Below are 16,997 nucleotides of genomic sequence, written 5' to 3' on the forward strand. Positions count from 1 at the left end.
ATAGATTAAATTTATAATAGTGGGGTTAAGTCGTCATGATATCGGAAACTCTTAACAATTCCTCGTCAATTTTTGAGCTTCCTTTGATGGCTTGTTCCAATGGTGTGAGCGCTACTTTATCCTGGTATAAACCGACCATGAAGTTTGATTTACCTTCCAAAATGGATTCGACAGCTTTTACACCTAATCTTGAAGCCAATACACGGTCGAAACAAGATGGTGAGCCGCCGCGTTGCATATGTCCGAGTACAGAAACGCGCACGTCGTATTCAGGTAGGTTTTCTTCCACATATTCTTTAAGTTCGAATACGTTTTTACCAATTTTATCTCCTTCCGAAACCACCACGATGCTGGATGATTTTCCGGATGCTTTACTTTTTTGAAGTGATTCCAGTAAACGTTCCAATCCCAAATCTTCCTCAGGAATTAAAATTTCCTCTGCTCCTGCTCCGATTCCGGCATTTAAAGCGATATGACCGGCATCTCGCCCCATAACCTCCACAAAAAATAAACGGTTGTGTGAACTGGCAGTATCACGGATTTTATCGATGGCTTCCACAACTGTATTCAAAGCCGTATCATAACCTAAAGTATGGCTGGTACCAAAAATATCATTGTCAATTGTTCCTGGAATTCCCATAACAGGATAACCAAACTCGTTATTGAAAATTTCAGCACCGGTAAAAGTTCCGTCACCACCAATAACTACCAAGGCATCGATTCCTGCATTCACTAAATTTTCGTGTGCTCTCTTACGGCCATCTGGAGTTTTAAAATCCATTGATCGAGCCGATTTAAGAATCGTTCCGCCTTTATTCACGATGTTGTTCACCGATCGCGGTCCCATTTCTTTGAAATCACCTTCAATCATTCCTTGATAACCGCGATAAATACCAATACATTCTACATTATGGTAAGCACAGGTCCGAACAACCGATCTGATGGCTGCGTTCATTCCCGGAGAATCACCTCCCGAGGTCAAAACGCCTATTTTTTTAATAATTTTTGACATTTAAAATTAATTATAATGTAAAATTACTAAAGAAATTCTGTTAAAAATCAAAGAAGTGTTAAATTATAAAAGAGGTGATAAATTTCAAACGTTTTCGTTAATAAGTTTTTAATAACCCGTTGGTTTTAATTCCCTTCAGGCACTTTATTATCGTTATTGAGATCTTCGGTAGGTCTTTTTTTGCGCTGCTCAGACATTTGAATATGTTCTGGTGTAACATCAGAATCAGGAACCTGTTCTTTAGATTCTTTTTCCTTTTTAGCTTTTTTGGAATTGAACACTTTTTGCATCAATTCTTTGAATGTATTAAAGTCTACTTCGTAAGAAACTCCAAGCCCTTGAGTATATCCAATTCCTTCACCGATATAATTAATGTCGTTTTCACGGTTAAAGAAACGGGCTTTTAATGTTCCGTCCTCATTCAATTTCAATTGAACTTCCACATCTCCAACAACAGCAGTTTCAGTAACGCCGCCAACCGGAACACCAAATTTACCGTTGATGGTAACCTTATCACTGATTTGTGTGGAAAGTGTAACACCAACACTTCCATCTGATTGTAAATTAGGATTACGCTTGTCTCCGGTTATTATATAAGGTCTGACTTTAAGTTTGTCATCACTGCTTGAAAACAAATCTTCAAATAAGCTATTCGCTTTTTCCAGTAAGTTTCCTGTTACAGCATTTTCAGCAACACCTTTATCTGTTAGGAAACTACCGGTTGACAATAAATAAATTGCCTGTGTCTGTCGTGTATCAGCATCGTTAAGTTTGTACTCCAGCTCTGATTTCAAAACCGACCCAACCGTTGGGAAATTAATTGAAATATCCGGCGTTGGATTTGTCAGTTGATCAGTTAACTTAATAACCACCTCAGTCGGCACTTTTTTATTAAAGGAAGGATTATCCAATAAAACTGCCGGATTTGCCTGTGTTGTATACACCGCTTCCATATTCAAAGTTGCATTCATCGGATTCCCGTCCCATGAAATGTAACCTCCTTTTTTAACATCAAATTGCTTGTCGATGATACCACCATATTTGAAGTTATATACTCCTTTATAAACCTGGAAATCCCCCCACATATTAAATTTACCCAACGTATTGATTTCCATTAAAAGTGACCCTACTCCTCGCCCTTTTAATCCATGTCCGTTGTTCTTGTTGATAATTACTTCAATTTCTGCATCAGGAGTGATATCAAATTCAAAATTCAATTCGACACCGTTGTAATTCTTATTTTTTGCGTCCTTACCTTTTTGGGCAGCGATTCCGTTTTTCGTAACAAATTTGATATAATCTTTTTCGGTAGTTGCTTCTGTATCGTTAATTGGGATTTTAATTGAAGTGTCTTTACTTGATTTAGCATTTACATTGATTACCAATCCGTTTATTGGCCCTTTAATAGATGCTTCTCCATCAATAAAAGCCGTACCATAATATAATGCACCATCAGAATCTTTTGTATCCAGTGCAAGCATTCGGTCAGAATCGATATTTAAATCCAGTGTCCAATCAGCAAATTTATTATGCCTAATCGATCCGGTCAAGCGTCCTTCTGTATTGTATTTTGAATCATACAAACCTATATTCCTGAAACTAAACTGATTTTCGGTAACATCTACAACTGAGTTTTTACCAAAATTATAATCGGTGTTTAAGTAAGGTATTTTCAATCCTGCTTTATTCAAGTACAAACGTCCGGTAATATCAGGTTCGTCGAAATCTCCGGTAAACCTTGCGGTCCCAGATGCCAATCCTCTTATGTTTTGAATTATATCGCCACCTAACGGACTGAAAATCCCCAAATTAAAATCTTCCAGACGTAAATCTAAATCCAGCTTGGTACTTCTCCCTTCAATAAATACATTCCCGTCAGCTGAAAAAGATTCCATTCCATTATTTCGCAAAACCGAATTGACCCTGAAATTCTTAAAACTATTATCTCCTTTGACATCAACATTCAATTTTCCTAATGCAAAATTATTGATGTTCAAACTGTCAATTTCCAAAGAAGACGTAGGCTCATAAATTGCCTTTCTTTGTTTAAAATCTACTATTCCGTTAACCTTACCTTTAAATCTTAGGCTATCTACCGAAGGTGTAATTTTATCCAATTCAACATCTTTAAATGACAATTGGACATCTTTATAAGTAGAATCCTTTAATTTACCCATGAGCTGCATAACCTGATCGCCATGCGTCATGGAAATTTTCTCTATTGAAAAATCAGTCAGTTTTTTATTGAAAACGATTTTATTATCATCCTCTTCTTTCTCATTCAAAAACCATAGATAGTCTTTAAAATTCACTTCCGATTTCTTGATACCAACCACACTGTTATTATCTTCATTAATGGTATGGTATAAGTTTAGATTATAATAATCTTTCCCCTTTTTTCCACCTTTAAATTCAGTTCTGAAAAACAAGGTATCATTTGCCGTAACATTAATCAGGCTTAAATTGGCAACTTTATAGTACTTCGTCTTAATGCTATCCATTTCGATGTAAGCATTATAAAGAGGATTTTTATTATCCAGATCGATATTAATATTATCAAATTTATTTCCGTATGCCGTAATTGAAGGTGATTTAAAATTGAATTTGAACATTCCGTCATTCGAATCAATTTCTCCTTTCATGTAAGTATTTTCACCCAAAGAAATTTCAGGATAAAACACTTCAATCAGTTTACTGTATACATTAAAATCAAATTTGACAAACTGTCCTTTACTCACTTTATTTGGTGAATAATTGGCATATAAACTTCCCAGAGAGTTCTCAATCAAATCCGGTAATTGCTTGAATTGGAATTTCCCTTCTACCTTACCTTCAATAATATCCGGGGAATTAATGGTTATAGTCCTGACCTGATTTGAGTCAAAAGTTGATTTCACCTGAAAATCATCAAAGAAATAAGTATCCTTGCTGTTTTCATATGAAGTCTGATTGATATAAATATTTCCATAAATATTATCAATCGAGTTCCCTTGTAAATCCATCACAACATCACCTCTGAAAATTGAAATTTCATCAGCGGTATAGATGTTTAATTTTTTAAGATTTGCATATTCCACCTTAGCATGGAAATCGTATTTGTTTTCCCTTTTACTCAAATCCAGGTTACCATCGAATTCCATGATTAAATTCGGGTCATTTGCAACGATGTTACCGTTAAAGACCGACTTATTCATTGTCCCGTCTACCTCTATGTTCCGGTAATTATACCCATTATAATAAATGCTCTGGACGTCACCTTTAATCTGGGTATTCAGGTATTTTTCTTTAAACCCTTTACCATCAGCATCTAAATCCAGATTTACAACTCCCAAATCACTTCTTCCCAAGAATTTACCCAGATCAAAATTATTGAGTTTTACATTTCCTTTATAAGTAGCATTATCGATATGGTCGATATTCGTCATACTTAAATTCGATTGTACGTTTCCTAGCGCAGTCTTCAGCAAAACATTTGCTTTTACTGTTTTGAGTGTAACTTCTGTTTCGCCCGAAAGTGTAAAACGTCCGAATTTTTTAAATGTAGAAGGCAGATTATCTCCTAAAACTCTTGGCAGGAGCTTATCTAAATTATCATAAGTAGAGGAAATTTTGGAAAACTTTCCTTTCATGTAAAAATCACCCTTGTTTTTGGTAAAAAGGTTTCTAAAGTCAAAATTCCCTATAATTTCAGAATTATTTTTATCAACCAAATATAAATTCCTGGTCTTGAAATTATTAAGACTTCCATAAAGTTTACCTCTGACATCAAATTCCTGGTTTTTTCCAAATTCACCATAAAACAAATTCAGATCATTAGAAGAAACTAAAGCTTTGTCAATCTTAATATCAAAAATTACCTTATTATTGAAATCGGCAAAATCCTTTCGGTCGTATTTTAATTCCACATCGCCTTTCAGTTTGGAATTGGATGTTTCCAGATCTAAATTGGCCAAATGAATGTTCTTTTTAGTATAGGTAAAATCCGAAACCAGATTATCAACCACTAAACCACGGTTGTCCACAAAAGCCATTTCTTCGATTTTCATGGTAACATCAGGCCCGAGTACCTGAAAATTTGAAGTATGCGCATTTAATTTTTTAGCCTCAAAAACCAGCTGATCTTTCAGATTTTCATCCAAAAACCGAAAATGGCTGTTAGTCAAATGCATATCTTCGGCAGTCATCAGAAATTTTTTCTTCGTTGGACTACTCGGTTTACCATCATCAAACAATGCTACAAACTTATCTAAATTTGTGTCCTTCTCTCCTTTGTAATTTTTGATATGAAAATCGAGTCCATCTAAACGGACTTCCCCAAAATGCAAGTCACCGTCCAATAATTTTTTAGCATCAACCAAATTAGTTTTCAATACATTTATATAAAATAAAGTATCTTTTCTATAATCCCTGATTAATACTTTTTTTAGTTTGACACCTCCGAAAACTGTAAAATTAGCTTCCTGAACAGTAATATCGGTACCAAATTCCTTATTAAGTCGTTCAGTGGCATACTGTCCCAATTTTGTTTGGACTGAAGGAATATTCAAAGCTATAGCAAGCAACAGCAATAGCAATATTATCCCGAGAAGGACATACAATGCTATTTTCAGGAATTTGTTAAAGGCGGTATTTTTTTTAGTTTCTTCCAAAAGTCAAACAAAAGGTCTAGATGCCCGTACCAGTTAATTCACAAAAAAACTGTAATTTTGGGCTTCGATGTAAAATTATGTATTTTATGTCGGTTTTTCAAATATAACGCAAATTCTGTGCCTTTATGTCTGCACCTACCTATATATTAGCAATTGAAAGTTCATGTGACGATACTGCAGCCGCCGTATTGCTGGACAGAAAAGTCTTGTCAAACGTTGTAGCCAGACAGGAAATCCATGAGGAATTTGGCGGGGTTGTCCCTGAATTAGCATCAAGAGCACACCAGCAAAATATAGTTCCTGTAATTGATGTCGCAATCAAAAAAGCCGGAATTACAAAAGAGCAATTATCTGCAATTGCCTTTACACAAGGGCCGGGACTGATGGGGTCACTATTGGTTGGCAGTTCGTTTGCAAAATCCATGGCCTTGGCATTAAACATTCCGTTAGTTGCTGTTCATCATATGCATGCACATGTTTTAGCCCATTTTATCGATGAAGAAGGATATGATAAGCCTGAATTTCCTTTTTTGGCAATGACAATTTCTGGAGGACATACCCAAATTATCAAGGTGAAAAGCTTTTTTGACATGGAAATTATTGGGGAAACTACCGATGACGCTGTTGGTGAAGCTTTTGATAAAAGTGCCAAAATACTTGGCCTTCCCTATCCTGGCGGACCTTTGATTGATAAGTTCGCAAAAGATGGAAATCCAAAAGCATATCAATTCACCAAACCAAAAGTTGATGGTCTTGATTTCAGTTTCAGTGGTTTGAAAACACAAATCTTGTATTTCATTCAAAAGAATCTAAAGGAAAATCCGAATTTTATTGAAGAAAACAAAGCTGACATCTGTGCTTCCATCCAACATATTATCATTCAGATTTTGATGGATAAAATAAAAATGGCCGTTGAACAAACCGGAATAAAGCAAATTGCAATTGGTGGCGGCGTTTCAGCCAATTCAGGAATCAGGACAACATTAAAAGAAACCGAGCAGAAATACGGCTGGAAAACTTTCATCCCTAAATTTGAATACACTACTGATAACGCCGCCATGATTGGCATTGTGGGTTACCATAAATTTTTAGAGAAACACTTCAGCGATGCTTCAACAGTATCTAAAGCACGAATTGAGTTTTAATATGCAGTTATTTTACAATCCAGACATCACTATTGAATCCAAAGAGTTTTCCTTCGATAAAGAAGAAAGTAAACACATTATTAAAGTATTGCGAAAAAAAGAAGGCGATATTTTATACGTTACCAATGGATTAGGATTTTTATTTGTAACCGAAATCATTTTGGCTTCCGAAAAAAAATGCATAGTTAAAATCAATTCTACTGAAAAGCAGGAAGAAACAGGATTCTATATTCATTTAGCTGTTGCACCAACAAAGATGAACGAACGTTACGAATGGTTTCTTGAGAAAGCTACCGAAATCGGTATTCATGAAATCACTCCTATTATATGTGATCATTCTGAAAGAACAATAATTAAAACCGAACGTTTTGACAAAATCATCCAATCGGCAATGAAACAATCCAATCAGTATTTTTTACCAAAACTGAACGAACCTGTTTCCTTTAAAAATTTCATCAATAAAAATCATGATGGAAATATTTATATTGCCCATTGCGAAGAAAGTAATAAGAAACTATTGAAAGATGTGGTTAAACCTAAGGAAAAATACACTCTTTTAATTGGTCCGGAAGGCGATTTTTCATCTAAAGAAATAAACCTGGCTCTTGAAAATAAATTCGTACCAGTATCTTTAGGAAATACAAGATTACGTACAGAAACTGCAGCCATAGTAGCCTGCCACAGTTTTACCTATATAAACGAATAGTTATGAGAAGTATATTGATATTGTTGTTTGTTTGTAATTTCGGGTTTTCACAGGAAATTGCTCTTTTGAAATACAATGGAGGCGGCGATTGGTACGCCAACCCTACTTCATTACCGAATTTAATTAAGTTCTGTAATACCAACATCAATACCAGGATAAAAACAAAATCAGCCACGATATCACCCGGAAGTCCTGATATTTTCTCCTATCCTTTTATACATATGACCGGTCATGGCAATGTGGTTTTCAGTAGTCAGGAAGCAGAAAACCTCCAAAACTACCTTACTTCGGGTGGTTTTTTACATATAGATGATAATTACGGTATGGATAAATACATCCGTAAGGAAATCAAAAAAATTTTCCCTAATAATAGTTTGGTTGAAATCCCTTCCTCCCACACAATATTCCAAAAACCTTTTACTTTTTCGAACGGATTACCTAAAATACACGAACATGACGGCGGCAAACCACAGGCATACGGCATCTTTATTGAAGGAAAGCTAGTCTTACTTTACACATTTGAATGCGACTTAGGTGACGGCTGGGAAGATCCTGATGTTCACAACGACCCTAAAGAAGTACGTGAAAAAGCCTTAAAAATGGGAGCTAATATCATAAACTACGTTTTTAATAATTAATTTACATTTAGGCTACCTTCTCATTATTAACAAAAACGCAACCCTATTCTTAGCGTGTTTAGCTTGTGCAATTTGTCATTTTAACAATTCTTTATTTACTTTTTTAAGATAATAACAAAAAACAATCCTAGTATTTGCGGATAGTTTGGTTTGTATTATAAATTTTTAACACATAAACGCTTTTTTTGTTAAATTTAATTTATAGTATTGTCAAAGAATTTTGAAAAAAATTACTAATCATTTAACTAAACCAAACAAATTATGAAAAAATTGTTATTAACTGCTTCGGTTGCATTCTTAATGTTTTCTTGTCAAAAAGACAATGTTAACGAAGATCAATCATCTAAAGTTTCAGCTCACAGAGGATGTGCTTCTCATGCTGTATTAGAACAACAATTAAAAGACAATCCTCAATTGGCTTCAAGAATGGCTGATATTGAGAATTTCACAAATGAAGCGATCAAAGCTGGTCGTTTGGTAAATGGTAAAATTGAAATTCCTGTTGTAGTAAACGTATTATACAGAACTACAGCTGAAAACATTTCTTTAGCACAAATCCAATCTCAAATTGATGTTTTAAACAAAGATTTCAACGCAACTAACTCTGACTACAATCAGGTTCCTGCTTTATTCTCAGGTGTAAAGGCTAATGTTGGAATTTCTTTCGTATTAGATCAAGTAATCAGAAAATCTACAACTAAATCATCTTGGGGTACTGCTGATGCAATGAAAAACTCTAAAAAAGGTGGTATTGCAGCAACATCTCCTACAACTAAGTTAAACATGTGGGTATGTACAATTGGTGGCGGAATCTTAGGTTACGCACAATTCCCTGGAGGTGCAGCTTCTACTGACGGTGTTGCAATTGATTCTAAATATTTCGGACTTTCAGGATCCGCTAACGCTCCATACAACTTGGGAAGAACTGCTACTCACGAAGTTGGTCACTGGATGAATTTACGTCACATTTGGGGTGATGCAACATGTGGGTCTGACTTAGTAGCTGATACTCCGGTACATAATACTGCTAACTACGGAAAACCTGCATATCCTCACTACAGTACTTGTACTGGTACTCCTGTTGAAATGACTATGAACTATATGGATTATACTGACGACGATGCAATGTATATGTTCTCAGCAGGTCAAAAATCAAGAGTCGATGCAATTTTTGTTTCTGGTGGTGCAAGAAATTCTTTCGCTCAACCATAACATTTAAGAAATAATATAAACTAAGCCCGTCTTTAAGACGGGTTTTTTTTGTATTGCATTATTCACAATACAAAAAACACATAGCCAACTGTATTTTTATTAACAAGTAACCTTTTTAAAAACCTTAAAATTAAAGACTTAACAAAGTTATTAACAATTTATATTGCTAACACAATAATTTTATTATTCATATTTTTTTAGTAAAAGTTTTGATGATAATTTAATATTATTTATCATTGCATCGGAAATTACAATTTCCAAAAACAAATATTAATCAAACCAATCAAACCAAATTTTTATGAAAAAATTATTATTGACTGCTTCTGCAGCATTATTAATGTTCTCATGTCAGAAAGATGACAATCAAACAAACCAAGAACAAACTAAAGTTTCAGCTCACAGAGGATGTGCTTCTCACCAAGTATTAGAAAGACAATTGAGAGAAAATCCTGCTCTAGCTGGCAAAATGTCTGAAATCGAAAGATTAACAAGCGAAGCTATCAAAACTGGGAAATTAGTAAACGGTAAAGTGCAAATCCCTGTTGTTTTCAACGTATTGTACAGAACGACTGCTGAAAACATTTCTTTAGCTCAATTACAATCTCAAATTGATGTGCTAAACAAAGATTTCAATGCTGCCAATTCTGATTATAACACTGCAAACAACCCATACTCTTCTGTAAGAGCAAATGTTGGCATTTCTTTCGTTTTGGATCAGGTTATCAGAAAATCTACAACTAAAACTTCTTGGGGAACAAATGACGCGATGAAAAAATCAGCTCAAGGTGGTATTAACCCGACTTCTCCAACTACTAAATTAAACTACTGGGTATGTACAATTGGTGGTGGAATTTTAGGTTATGCTCAATTCCCTGGTGGTTCTTCAGCTACTGACGGTGTTGCTATCGATTCTAAATATACTGGAAACACAGGAACAGCTACTTATCCATTTAACTTAGGTAGAACTGCTACTCACGAAGTTGGTCACTGGATGAACTTACGTCACATCTGGGGAGATGCTACTTGTGGATCTGACTTAGTATCTGATACTCCAGTTCATAATACAGCTAACTATGGTGTTCCTGCTGTTGGTCACAGATCAACTTGTTCTGGTACTCCACTTGAAATGTACATGAACTACATGGATTATACAGATGACAGAGGAATGTACATGTTCTCTTTAGGTCAAAAATCAAGAATGAGTGCAATTTTTGCTTCAGGAGGTTCAAGAAACTCTTTTGCTCAACCATAATAGTTGCAATTAATTATATTTAAAACCCGCTTTTTTGCGGGTTTTTTTATTCCATAAGATTTAGTAAATTTAATTTCTCAAAATCTAACAAGTGGCCGGATCAAAAAACATTCTCTCCCAGGAAGTTCAGACTTTTATTGAAGAATCATTAACCGTGAATTTTTCGAAATTAGCCTTACAGAAAAATCCTTTCCCGGAAATTTCCTGGAACGAAATTTTAACTCAAATAGCATCTAAGTTAAAAGCCAAAGATAAATTACCGACTTGGTTTCAAACAAAAGACATACTCTATCCGAGTAAATTATCGATTGAACAGACTTCCTCAGAAATCACCGCGCAGCATAAAGCATCCATAATTTCAGGAGAAAGCATAATCGATTTAACAGGAGGATTTGGTGTTGATGCCTACTACTTTTCGAAAAGATTTAAAAAAGTAATTCATTGCGAATTAAAAGAAGATTTACAGGCAATCGTTTCAAACAATATTGAAAAACTCAAACTTACAAATGTCGAATCCTTACTTGGAGACAGTACAGAGATATTGCAAAAATTAAATCATAAATTCGACTGGATCTATATTGATCCGTCACGCAGAAGTGACGCAAAAGGTAAAGTATTCATGCTACAGGACTGCTTACCAAATGTCCCTGCCAATTTAAATTCATATTTCAATTACACATCCAACATTTTAATAAAAACCGCTCCCATTCTTGATATATCGGCAGGTATAAACGAACTGGAATTTGTTAAGGAAATTCATATTGTCGCATTAAATGGTGAAGTAAAAGAAGTTCTTTGGCTATTGGAGAATAATTATTCAGGAAAAATAAAAATTAAAACAATTAATTTAAATAAAGAACAAAATGAAGAATTTGACTTTGTCATGGGAGATAATTTAAACTTCCCGGATTATGGATTACCAAAAAAGTTTATTTACGAACCCAATGCCGCAATTTTAAAATCAGGCGCTTTTGATCAGGTTGCAATTCATTACTCATTAGAAAAACTACATCAACATTCACACCTCTATACTTCAATTGATTTAATTGATTTTCCGGGAAGAAAATTTAAAATCAGCAATACTTTTGACTACAACAAATCCAATATGAAAAAATTTATGTTGGAACAGAAAGCAAATATCACTATTCGGAATTTCCCCGAGACCGTTGAAAATATCAGGAAAAAATGGAAAATAAGTGATGGAGGAAATATCTATTCTTTTTTTACAACTGATTTGAATAACAGTAAAATTGTTTTAATTTGCGAAAAAATTTAAATAAAATGAAATTCCGAATTTTAGCTCTTTTACTATTAGTAACAACTTTTTCTTTTGCTCAAAAACCTTGTGAATTCGTAACCAATGTGACAGATTCAATAGGTACCTACAAAGAGACGAAAAGTTGTTTGGTTTACGAAAAAGTTTTCGGAAATTCAGCGCAATTAATTTTTTTATCATTAGCAAGCGAGAATGACACTCCAATGCTAAAACTACAGGTAATCCAAAAAAGCAAAGATTTCATCACACCTAAGTGTATTGATACTGCATCAAAATTATTTTTCCAGTTATCTAACGGAAAAGTAATCTCACTTGTTTATGCAGATGAAGGAAAATGTGATAATTTAATTTACAATCAGGCCGAAAAGGAAAACAACCGTTTTTTGGAAGCCAGCTTCTTTTTCCTGAAGAATGATTTTGAAGATTTAAAAAAATACTCCATTTCTTTGATGAAGATCAACTATTCTTCAGGTGCAATCGATTATGTTTTACCAAAAGCAATTGTTTCTGAAAAAATAGGCACCACCTCCAGTCCGGAAAATTTCTTCAAAGACAACTATAATTGTTTATTTACGGACAGTTCCAAGTAAAATTAGACACTTTATCCTTTTTGGATCCTTTTAGGTTATAATGCCACCATTCACTGTTAAGGGCTTCAAAGCCATTACGGAGCATTATTCTTTTTAATAGTTTTCTGTTTTTCAATATCACCTTTTCGAATTGATCATAGGAATGTGCTGATTCCGGACCGAAATGATCAAAACCGGCTCCCATATCCAATTCATTTCCATTTTCATCAACAAGGGTGATATCAATAGCTCCTCCTCTATTGTGAATAGACCCTCTGGCTGGATTAGCTACATAATCTGGATCAGAAACAATTGACCACATTTTTTTTTGTACATCTAAAGGGCGGTAACAATCGAATATTTTAATCCTGTAACCCTTTCTCTTAAAACATTTACTGGCATCAGCCAATGCCTTGACTGTTTTAAGCCTCAAAAAACATTCGTCACATTCATACACCTTTGTCTTTAAAAAATTATCTGTAGTGGCGTATTTCATATCAAATACTAAATCACTTACATAATCTTTACTATTTACAAATGTTGTGTCGGAAATTTCCTGGGCACTAACCAATTCAAGACAGAATAATAAAGAAAGTAAGTAATAATATTTCATTTGTTGTTTTTTCAGAAATTTACTTAAAAAAAAGAAATAAAAAAAGCCCCACATTTGTGGGGCTTTGTGATCCAATCAGGATTCGAACCTGAGACCTACTGCTTAGAAGGCAGTTGCTCTATCCAGCTGAGCTATTGGACCTCATTTTAGTAAACTAAAACAATTTATCATCTTTGTCGGGGTGGCAGGATTCGAACCTGCGACCTCCTGGTCCCAAACCAGGCGCGATGACCGGGCTACGCTACACCCCGAAAAAGCGGAGAGACAGGGACTCGAACCCTGGCGACGGTTACCCGTCGACAGATTAGCAATCTGCTCCGTTACCACTCCGGCACCTCTCCTATTTTGCAAAGAACTTGATCATTTTTGCGGTTGCAAATGTAGCACAACAAAGTATTATTACCAACTTTTAGAGCAACTTTTTTTGGTTTTTTTTAAAGAAAATTCTTTTAAAGCTAATAATCAACAACATACAAATTAACTATTTTTTAAATATTAAATAATATCATAATGAAAATTCCAGTTTGCATTAAAATTAGTAAATTCGCAAAACTAAATTAGAAAACACAAAATGAAAAAAGTTGTTATTGTTTCAGCTGTCCGTACTCCAATAGGTAGTTTTATGGGAGCTTTATCCAGCGTACCTGCTCCACAATTAGGCGCTACTGCTATTAAAGGGGCTTTAAATAAAATTAATTTAGACCCTGCTTTAGTTAATGAAGTTTATATGGGTAATGTTGTTCAGGCTGGTGTTGGACAGGCTCCGGCAAGACAAGCTGCTCTTTTTGCAGGACTATCAAACGAAGTGGCTTGTACTACCGTAAATAAAGTATGTGCATCAGGGATGAAATCAGTTATGATGGGAGCTCAGGCTATCATGTGTGGTGATGCAGAGATTGTTGTGGCTGGAGGTATGGAAAATATGAGTTTGATTCCTCATTATGTTCATATGAGAAATGGAATGAAATTCGGACCGACTTCTTTAGTAGATGGTATGCAAAAAGACGGATTGGTTGATGTATACGATCAACAAGCAATGGGAGTTTTTGCCGACTTATGTGCTACAGAACACAATATCTCACGTGAAGAGCAGGATAATTTCGCTATTCAATCCTATACACGTTCTGCAAATGCATGGGATGCCGGTAAATTTAATGAAGAAATTGTTCCCGTAACAATTCCACAAAGAAAGGGAGACCCAATTGTTGTTACAAAAGATGAAGAGTACACTAATGTAAAATTAGACAAGATTCCTGCTTTAAATGCTGTATTTACAAAAGAAGGAACCGTAACAGCAGCAAATGCTTCAACAATAAACGATGGTGCAGCTGCAATGGTTTTAATGAGCGAAGAAAAAGCAAATGAATTAGGATTAAAGCCTTTAGCATACATTAAAGGATATGCTGATGCAGCGCAGGAACCAAAATGGTTTACAACGGCTCCCGCAAAAGCTTTACCTAAAGCTTTAAACAAAGCCGGTATAACCTTAGGAGATGTTGACTTCTTCGAATTCAACGAAGCTTTCTCGGTTGTAGGATTGGCTAATGCAAAAATTTTAGGCTTAGACAATGATAAAGTCAATGTAAATGGTGGAGCTGTTTCTTTAGGTCATCCTCTTGGATGCTCAGGCGCAAGAATCATTGTTACATTAATTAATGTATTAGCACAAAACAATGCAAAAACAGGTGCTGCTGCTATCTGTAACGGTGGTGGTGGTGCTTCTGCAATTGTTATCGAAAGAGCTTAAATAAATTTATAAATTATCAGTTATAAGCCATAAAACTGCTTATAGCTCATAATTCATAACTCAAATTGTATTCAATGTTTGGTATTTGTAATCTGGCCAATATTCCTCTACGTATAGAACCAAGTGACAGAAGTGAATTAGTTTCACAAGTTTTATTTGGTGAACATTTTATTGTTTTAGAACAAAATCTGAAATGGTCCAAAATTAAATTAGCTTTTGATGAATATGAAGGTTGGATTGATAATAAACAATTTAAAGCCATTGAAGAAGAACAGTACAATCAACTTTCAAAAGACGCAATTGTACTGAATGCTGATTTGATTGAATACATTACCTCTCCTGACAATTTATTAATGCCAATTCCGCTTGGATCTTCATTGTCTTTTTTAAATTATGAGAGTATAAACACTGAAAATCTTTCTTTTGAAGGAGCAAAAATCAGTGGTATGAAAGCTAAGCAGCAAATAATCGAAATCGCTTTTATGTATCTGAATGCTCCTTATTTATGGGGAGGCAAGACCCCTTTCGGTATCGATTGTTCAGGTTTTACCCAAATGGTATACAAACTCAATGGACACAATTTATTGAGGGACGCATCCCAACAGGCGACTCAAGGTGATGCATTAAGTTTTATTGAAGAAAGCGAACCAGGTGATTTAGCTTTTTTTGATAATGATGAAGGTAATATCATACATGTAGGAATTATTATGGAAAACAATTACATCATTCATGCAAGCGGAAAAGTCCGTATTGACCGTTTAGACCATCTAGGTATCTATAATGCCGAAATCAATAGACACACACACAAATTAAGGGTTATTAAAAAGATCATATAAAAAAAGTCCTGAGTTAAACTCAGGACTTTTTTATATTTACAATCGCTCAATTATTTTTTAGCTTTCAATGCTTTTGCTTTATCTGTCATATCTAAAGCATAATACATATTTAAAAGCGTAGTTTTTATATCCTGATCATCAGACAGCAATTCATTAGCTTTTTCCAAGAAAGGAATAACTGATTTGTATAAAGTTGCTCTTTTAGCTTTTAGAACATCATACTTTTTGTTATCAGCATCAGAAGTACCTAATTTATTCATTGCATCAACAATTTCTTTTTCTCCTTCTAATTTTAAAGCTGATAAGTTGATATAAGCGTTTTTATACTTTGGATCAATTTCAATAGCTTTTAAATAATAACCTTCAGCATCAACTTTTGCCTGCTTATCTCCTGATTGACTACTGATTACTCCTAAGTTATAATACAAATCGGCATTATTAGGGTTTTTGGCTAATGCTTCAGAAACTAATTTCTTATACATTTCATAATCCTTAGTCTGCAAATATAAATCTGCTTCTGACAAAATTAAAGAAACATCTTCAGGATTATTTGCTCTCGCCTCACCCATAGATTTTTTTGCTGCAGGAACATCTCCCTTTTGAATGTATAACAAAGAAATATTCTTTGCAATTTCACCTCTTTTAGAAGGAACATGCTCTGTTTTAGGCTCATAATGCGTTCCAATTTTCACAGCCTGATCTCTTTGGGCAGCAGAAGGGAAAGTTTGCTCTTGATCATTAGCTTTAAATTTAGCTGTATAATTTGTTGCTTTACCTGAATATTTTACATCTTTCAATTTTTTGTAATAATCCAAAGCCAAATCATAATCTTGTGCATTCAAGGCATAGTTAGCCGCATAATACAACATAACTGTATCCTTTTTATCAATTGAATAAGTTTGGTATAATTTCAAAGCACCCGTTTTGAATTTTTTAGCATCAATATCAGCAATTGCACTATTACGCACTTGTTCTTTCAATTCGGTCAAAGATGTTTGCGCCTGGGTAGTATATTTTACTTTCCCTGAATTTTCTTCAACTAACATCAAATCACTGTAAGCTTTTGCTGCTTCAGCTAAATTTTTATCAACTTCAACATTCTTTTTAGCCAATTCAAAAGAAGCATTACCCTTTAAAAAATGATATTGTGCTTTTTGTGCTTCATCAGCATTAACAATCATATTTTCTATTCCTGCTAAAATTTCTTTTGCTTCAGCAGCATTACCTGATTTTAAAGATTTTTCAGCAGCTTTTAACTGATCTTTTTGAGCAAAAGTTGCCACCGATGCAAATAAAGCCGTAGCAATTGCTAAATTTTTAATTTTCATTTTTAATTTTTTAA

Annotated in this window: 13 protein-coding genes and 3 tRNA genes; 9 read left to right on the forward strand and 7 right to left on the reverse strand. The window is 34.4% G+C overall.

What is annotated here, in order from left to right; translation table 11 throughout:
• Positions 1–25 precede the first annotated feature (25 nt).
• Positions 26–1,012, reverse strand: coding sequence for a 6-phosphofructokinase (gene pfkA / locus NAT51_RS02275; RefSeq protein WP_250594694.1), 987 nt, complete (start codon positions 1,010–1,012; stop codon positions 26–28).
• A 125-nt stretch (positions 1,013–1,137) separates the two neighbouring features.
• Positions 1,138–5,661, reverse strand: a complete 4,524-nt coding sequence (locus NAT51_RS02280; protein WP_250594696.1) for a translocation/assembly module TamB domain-containing protein — start codon at positions 5,659–5,661, stop codon at positions 1,138–1,140.
• Positions 5,662–5,786: 125 nt separating this feature from the next.
• Between NAT51_RS02280 and tsaD the strand changes: the two genes are divergently transcribed.
• From tsaD to NAT51_RS02315, 7 genes are all read left to right on the forward strand, one after another.
• Positions 5,787–6,806: a tRNA (adenosine(37)-N6)-threonylcarbamoyltransferase complex transferase subunit TsaD gene (gene tsaD, locus NAT51_RS02285; RefSeq protein WP_250594698.1), complete on the forward strand. Its 1,020-nt coding sequence runs from the start codon at positions 5,787–5,789 to the stop codon at positions 6,804–6,806.
• 1 nt (position 6,807) lies between these two features.
• A complete protein-coding gene (locus NAT51_RS02290) occupies positions 6,808–7,512 on the forward strand; it encodes a 16S rRNA (uracil(1498)-N(3))-methyltransferase (protein WP_250594700.1) in 705 nt (234 codons plus the stop codon).
• Positions 7,513–7,514: 2 nt separating this feature from the next.
• The gene (locus NAT51_RS02295; RefSeq protein ID WP_250594702.1) at positions 7,515–8,150 is read left to right on the forward strand and encodes a DUF4159 domain-containing protein; all 636 of its coding nucleotides are present in this window, start codon (positions 7,515–7,517) and stop codon (positions 8,148–8,150) included.
• 261 nt (positions 8,151–8,411) lie between these two features.
• Complete coding sequence (locus NAT51_RS02300) at positions 8,412–9,362, forward strand: zinc metalloprotease (protein WP_250594704.1); 951 nt, start codon at positions 8,412–8,414, stop codon at positions 9,360–9,362.
• 298 nt (positions 9,363–9,660) lie between these two features.
• Positions 9,661–10,614, forward strand: a complete 954-nt coding sequence (locus NAT51_RS02305) for a zinc metalloprotease (RefSeq protein ID WP_250594706.1) — start codon at positions 9,661–9,663, stop codon at positions 10,612–10,614.
• Positions 10,615–10,705: 91 nt separating this feature from the next.
• On the forward strand, positions 10,706–11,890 hold the full coding sequence (locus NAT51_RS02310; RefSeq protein ID WP_250594708.1) for a class I SAM-dependent methyltransferase: 1,185 nt from the start codon (positions 10,706–10,708) through the stop codon (positions 11,888–11,890).
• 5 nt (positions 11,891–11,895) lie between these two features.
• Positions 11,896–12,480 (forward strand): hypothetical protein, encoded by a 585-nt coding sequence (locus tag NAT51_RS02315; protein WP_250594710.1) that lies wholly within the window; start codon positions 11,896–11,898, stop codon positions 12,478–12,480.
• Here the strand turns inward: NAT51_RS02315 and ddpX are convergent.
• The 4 genes from ddpX to NAT51_RS02335 form a co-directional block, all read right to left on the reverse strand.
• Positions 12,461–13,072, reverse strand: coding sequence for a D-alanyl-D-alanine dipeptidase (gene ddpX, locus NAT51_RS02320; protein WP_250594712.1), 612 nt, complete (start codon positions 13,070–13,072; stop codon positions 12,461–12,463). The genes NAT51_RS02315 and ddpX overlap by 20 nt on opposite strands.
• 67 nt (positions 13,073–13,139) lie before the next feature.
• Positions 13,140–13,213, reverse strand: a tRNA-Arg gene (locus tag NAT51_RS02325).
• Positions 13,214–13,248: 35 nt separating this feature from the next.
• A tRNA-Pro gene (locus NAT51_RS02330) sits at positions 13,249–13,323 on the reverse strand.
• A 6-nt stretch (positions 13,324–13,329) separates the two neighbouring features.
• Positions 13,330–13,413 (reverse strand) — tRNA-Ser (locus tag NAT51_RS02335).
• Between the two features lie 230 nt (positions 13,414–13,643).
• On the opposite strand from NAT51_RS02335, the gene NAT51_RS02340 reads away from it, so the two are divergent.
• Complete coding sequence (locus NAT51_RS02340; RefSeq protein ID WP_250594714.1) at positions 13,644–14,819, forward strand: acetyl-CoA C-acyltransferase; 1,176 nt, start codon at positions 13,644–13,646, stop codon at positions 14,817–14,819.
• A 74-nt stretch (positions 14,820–14,893) separates the two neighbouring features.
• The gene (locus NAT51_RS02345) at positions 14,894–15,655 is read left to right on the forward strand and encodes a C40 family peptidase (protein ID WP_250594716.1); all 762 of its coding nucleotides are present in this window, start codon (positions 14,894–14,896) and stop codon (positions 15,653–15,655) included.
• Between the two features lie 50 nt (positions 15,656–15,705).
• Here the strand turns inward: NAT51_RS02345 and NAT51_RS02350 are convergent, their stop codons facing one another.
• The gene (locus NAT51_RS02350) at positions 15,706–16,983 is read right to left on the reverse strand and encodes a tetratricopeptide repeat protein (RefSeq protein ID WP_250594719.1); all 1,278 of its coding nucleotides are present in this window, start codon (positions 16,981–16,983) and stop codon (positions 15,706–15,708) included.
• Positions 16,984–16,997 lie beyond the last annotated feature (14 nt).

It is taken from the genome of Flavobacterium amniphilum (genome assembly GCF_023634845.1).
In the GTDB taxonomy this organism is placed as follows: Bacteria; Bacteroidota; Bacteroidia; order Flavobacteriales; family Flavobacteriaceae; genus Flavobacterium; species Flavobacterium amniphilum.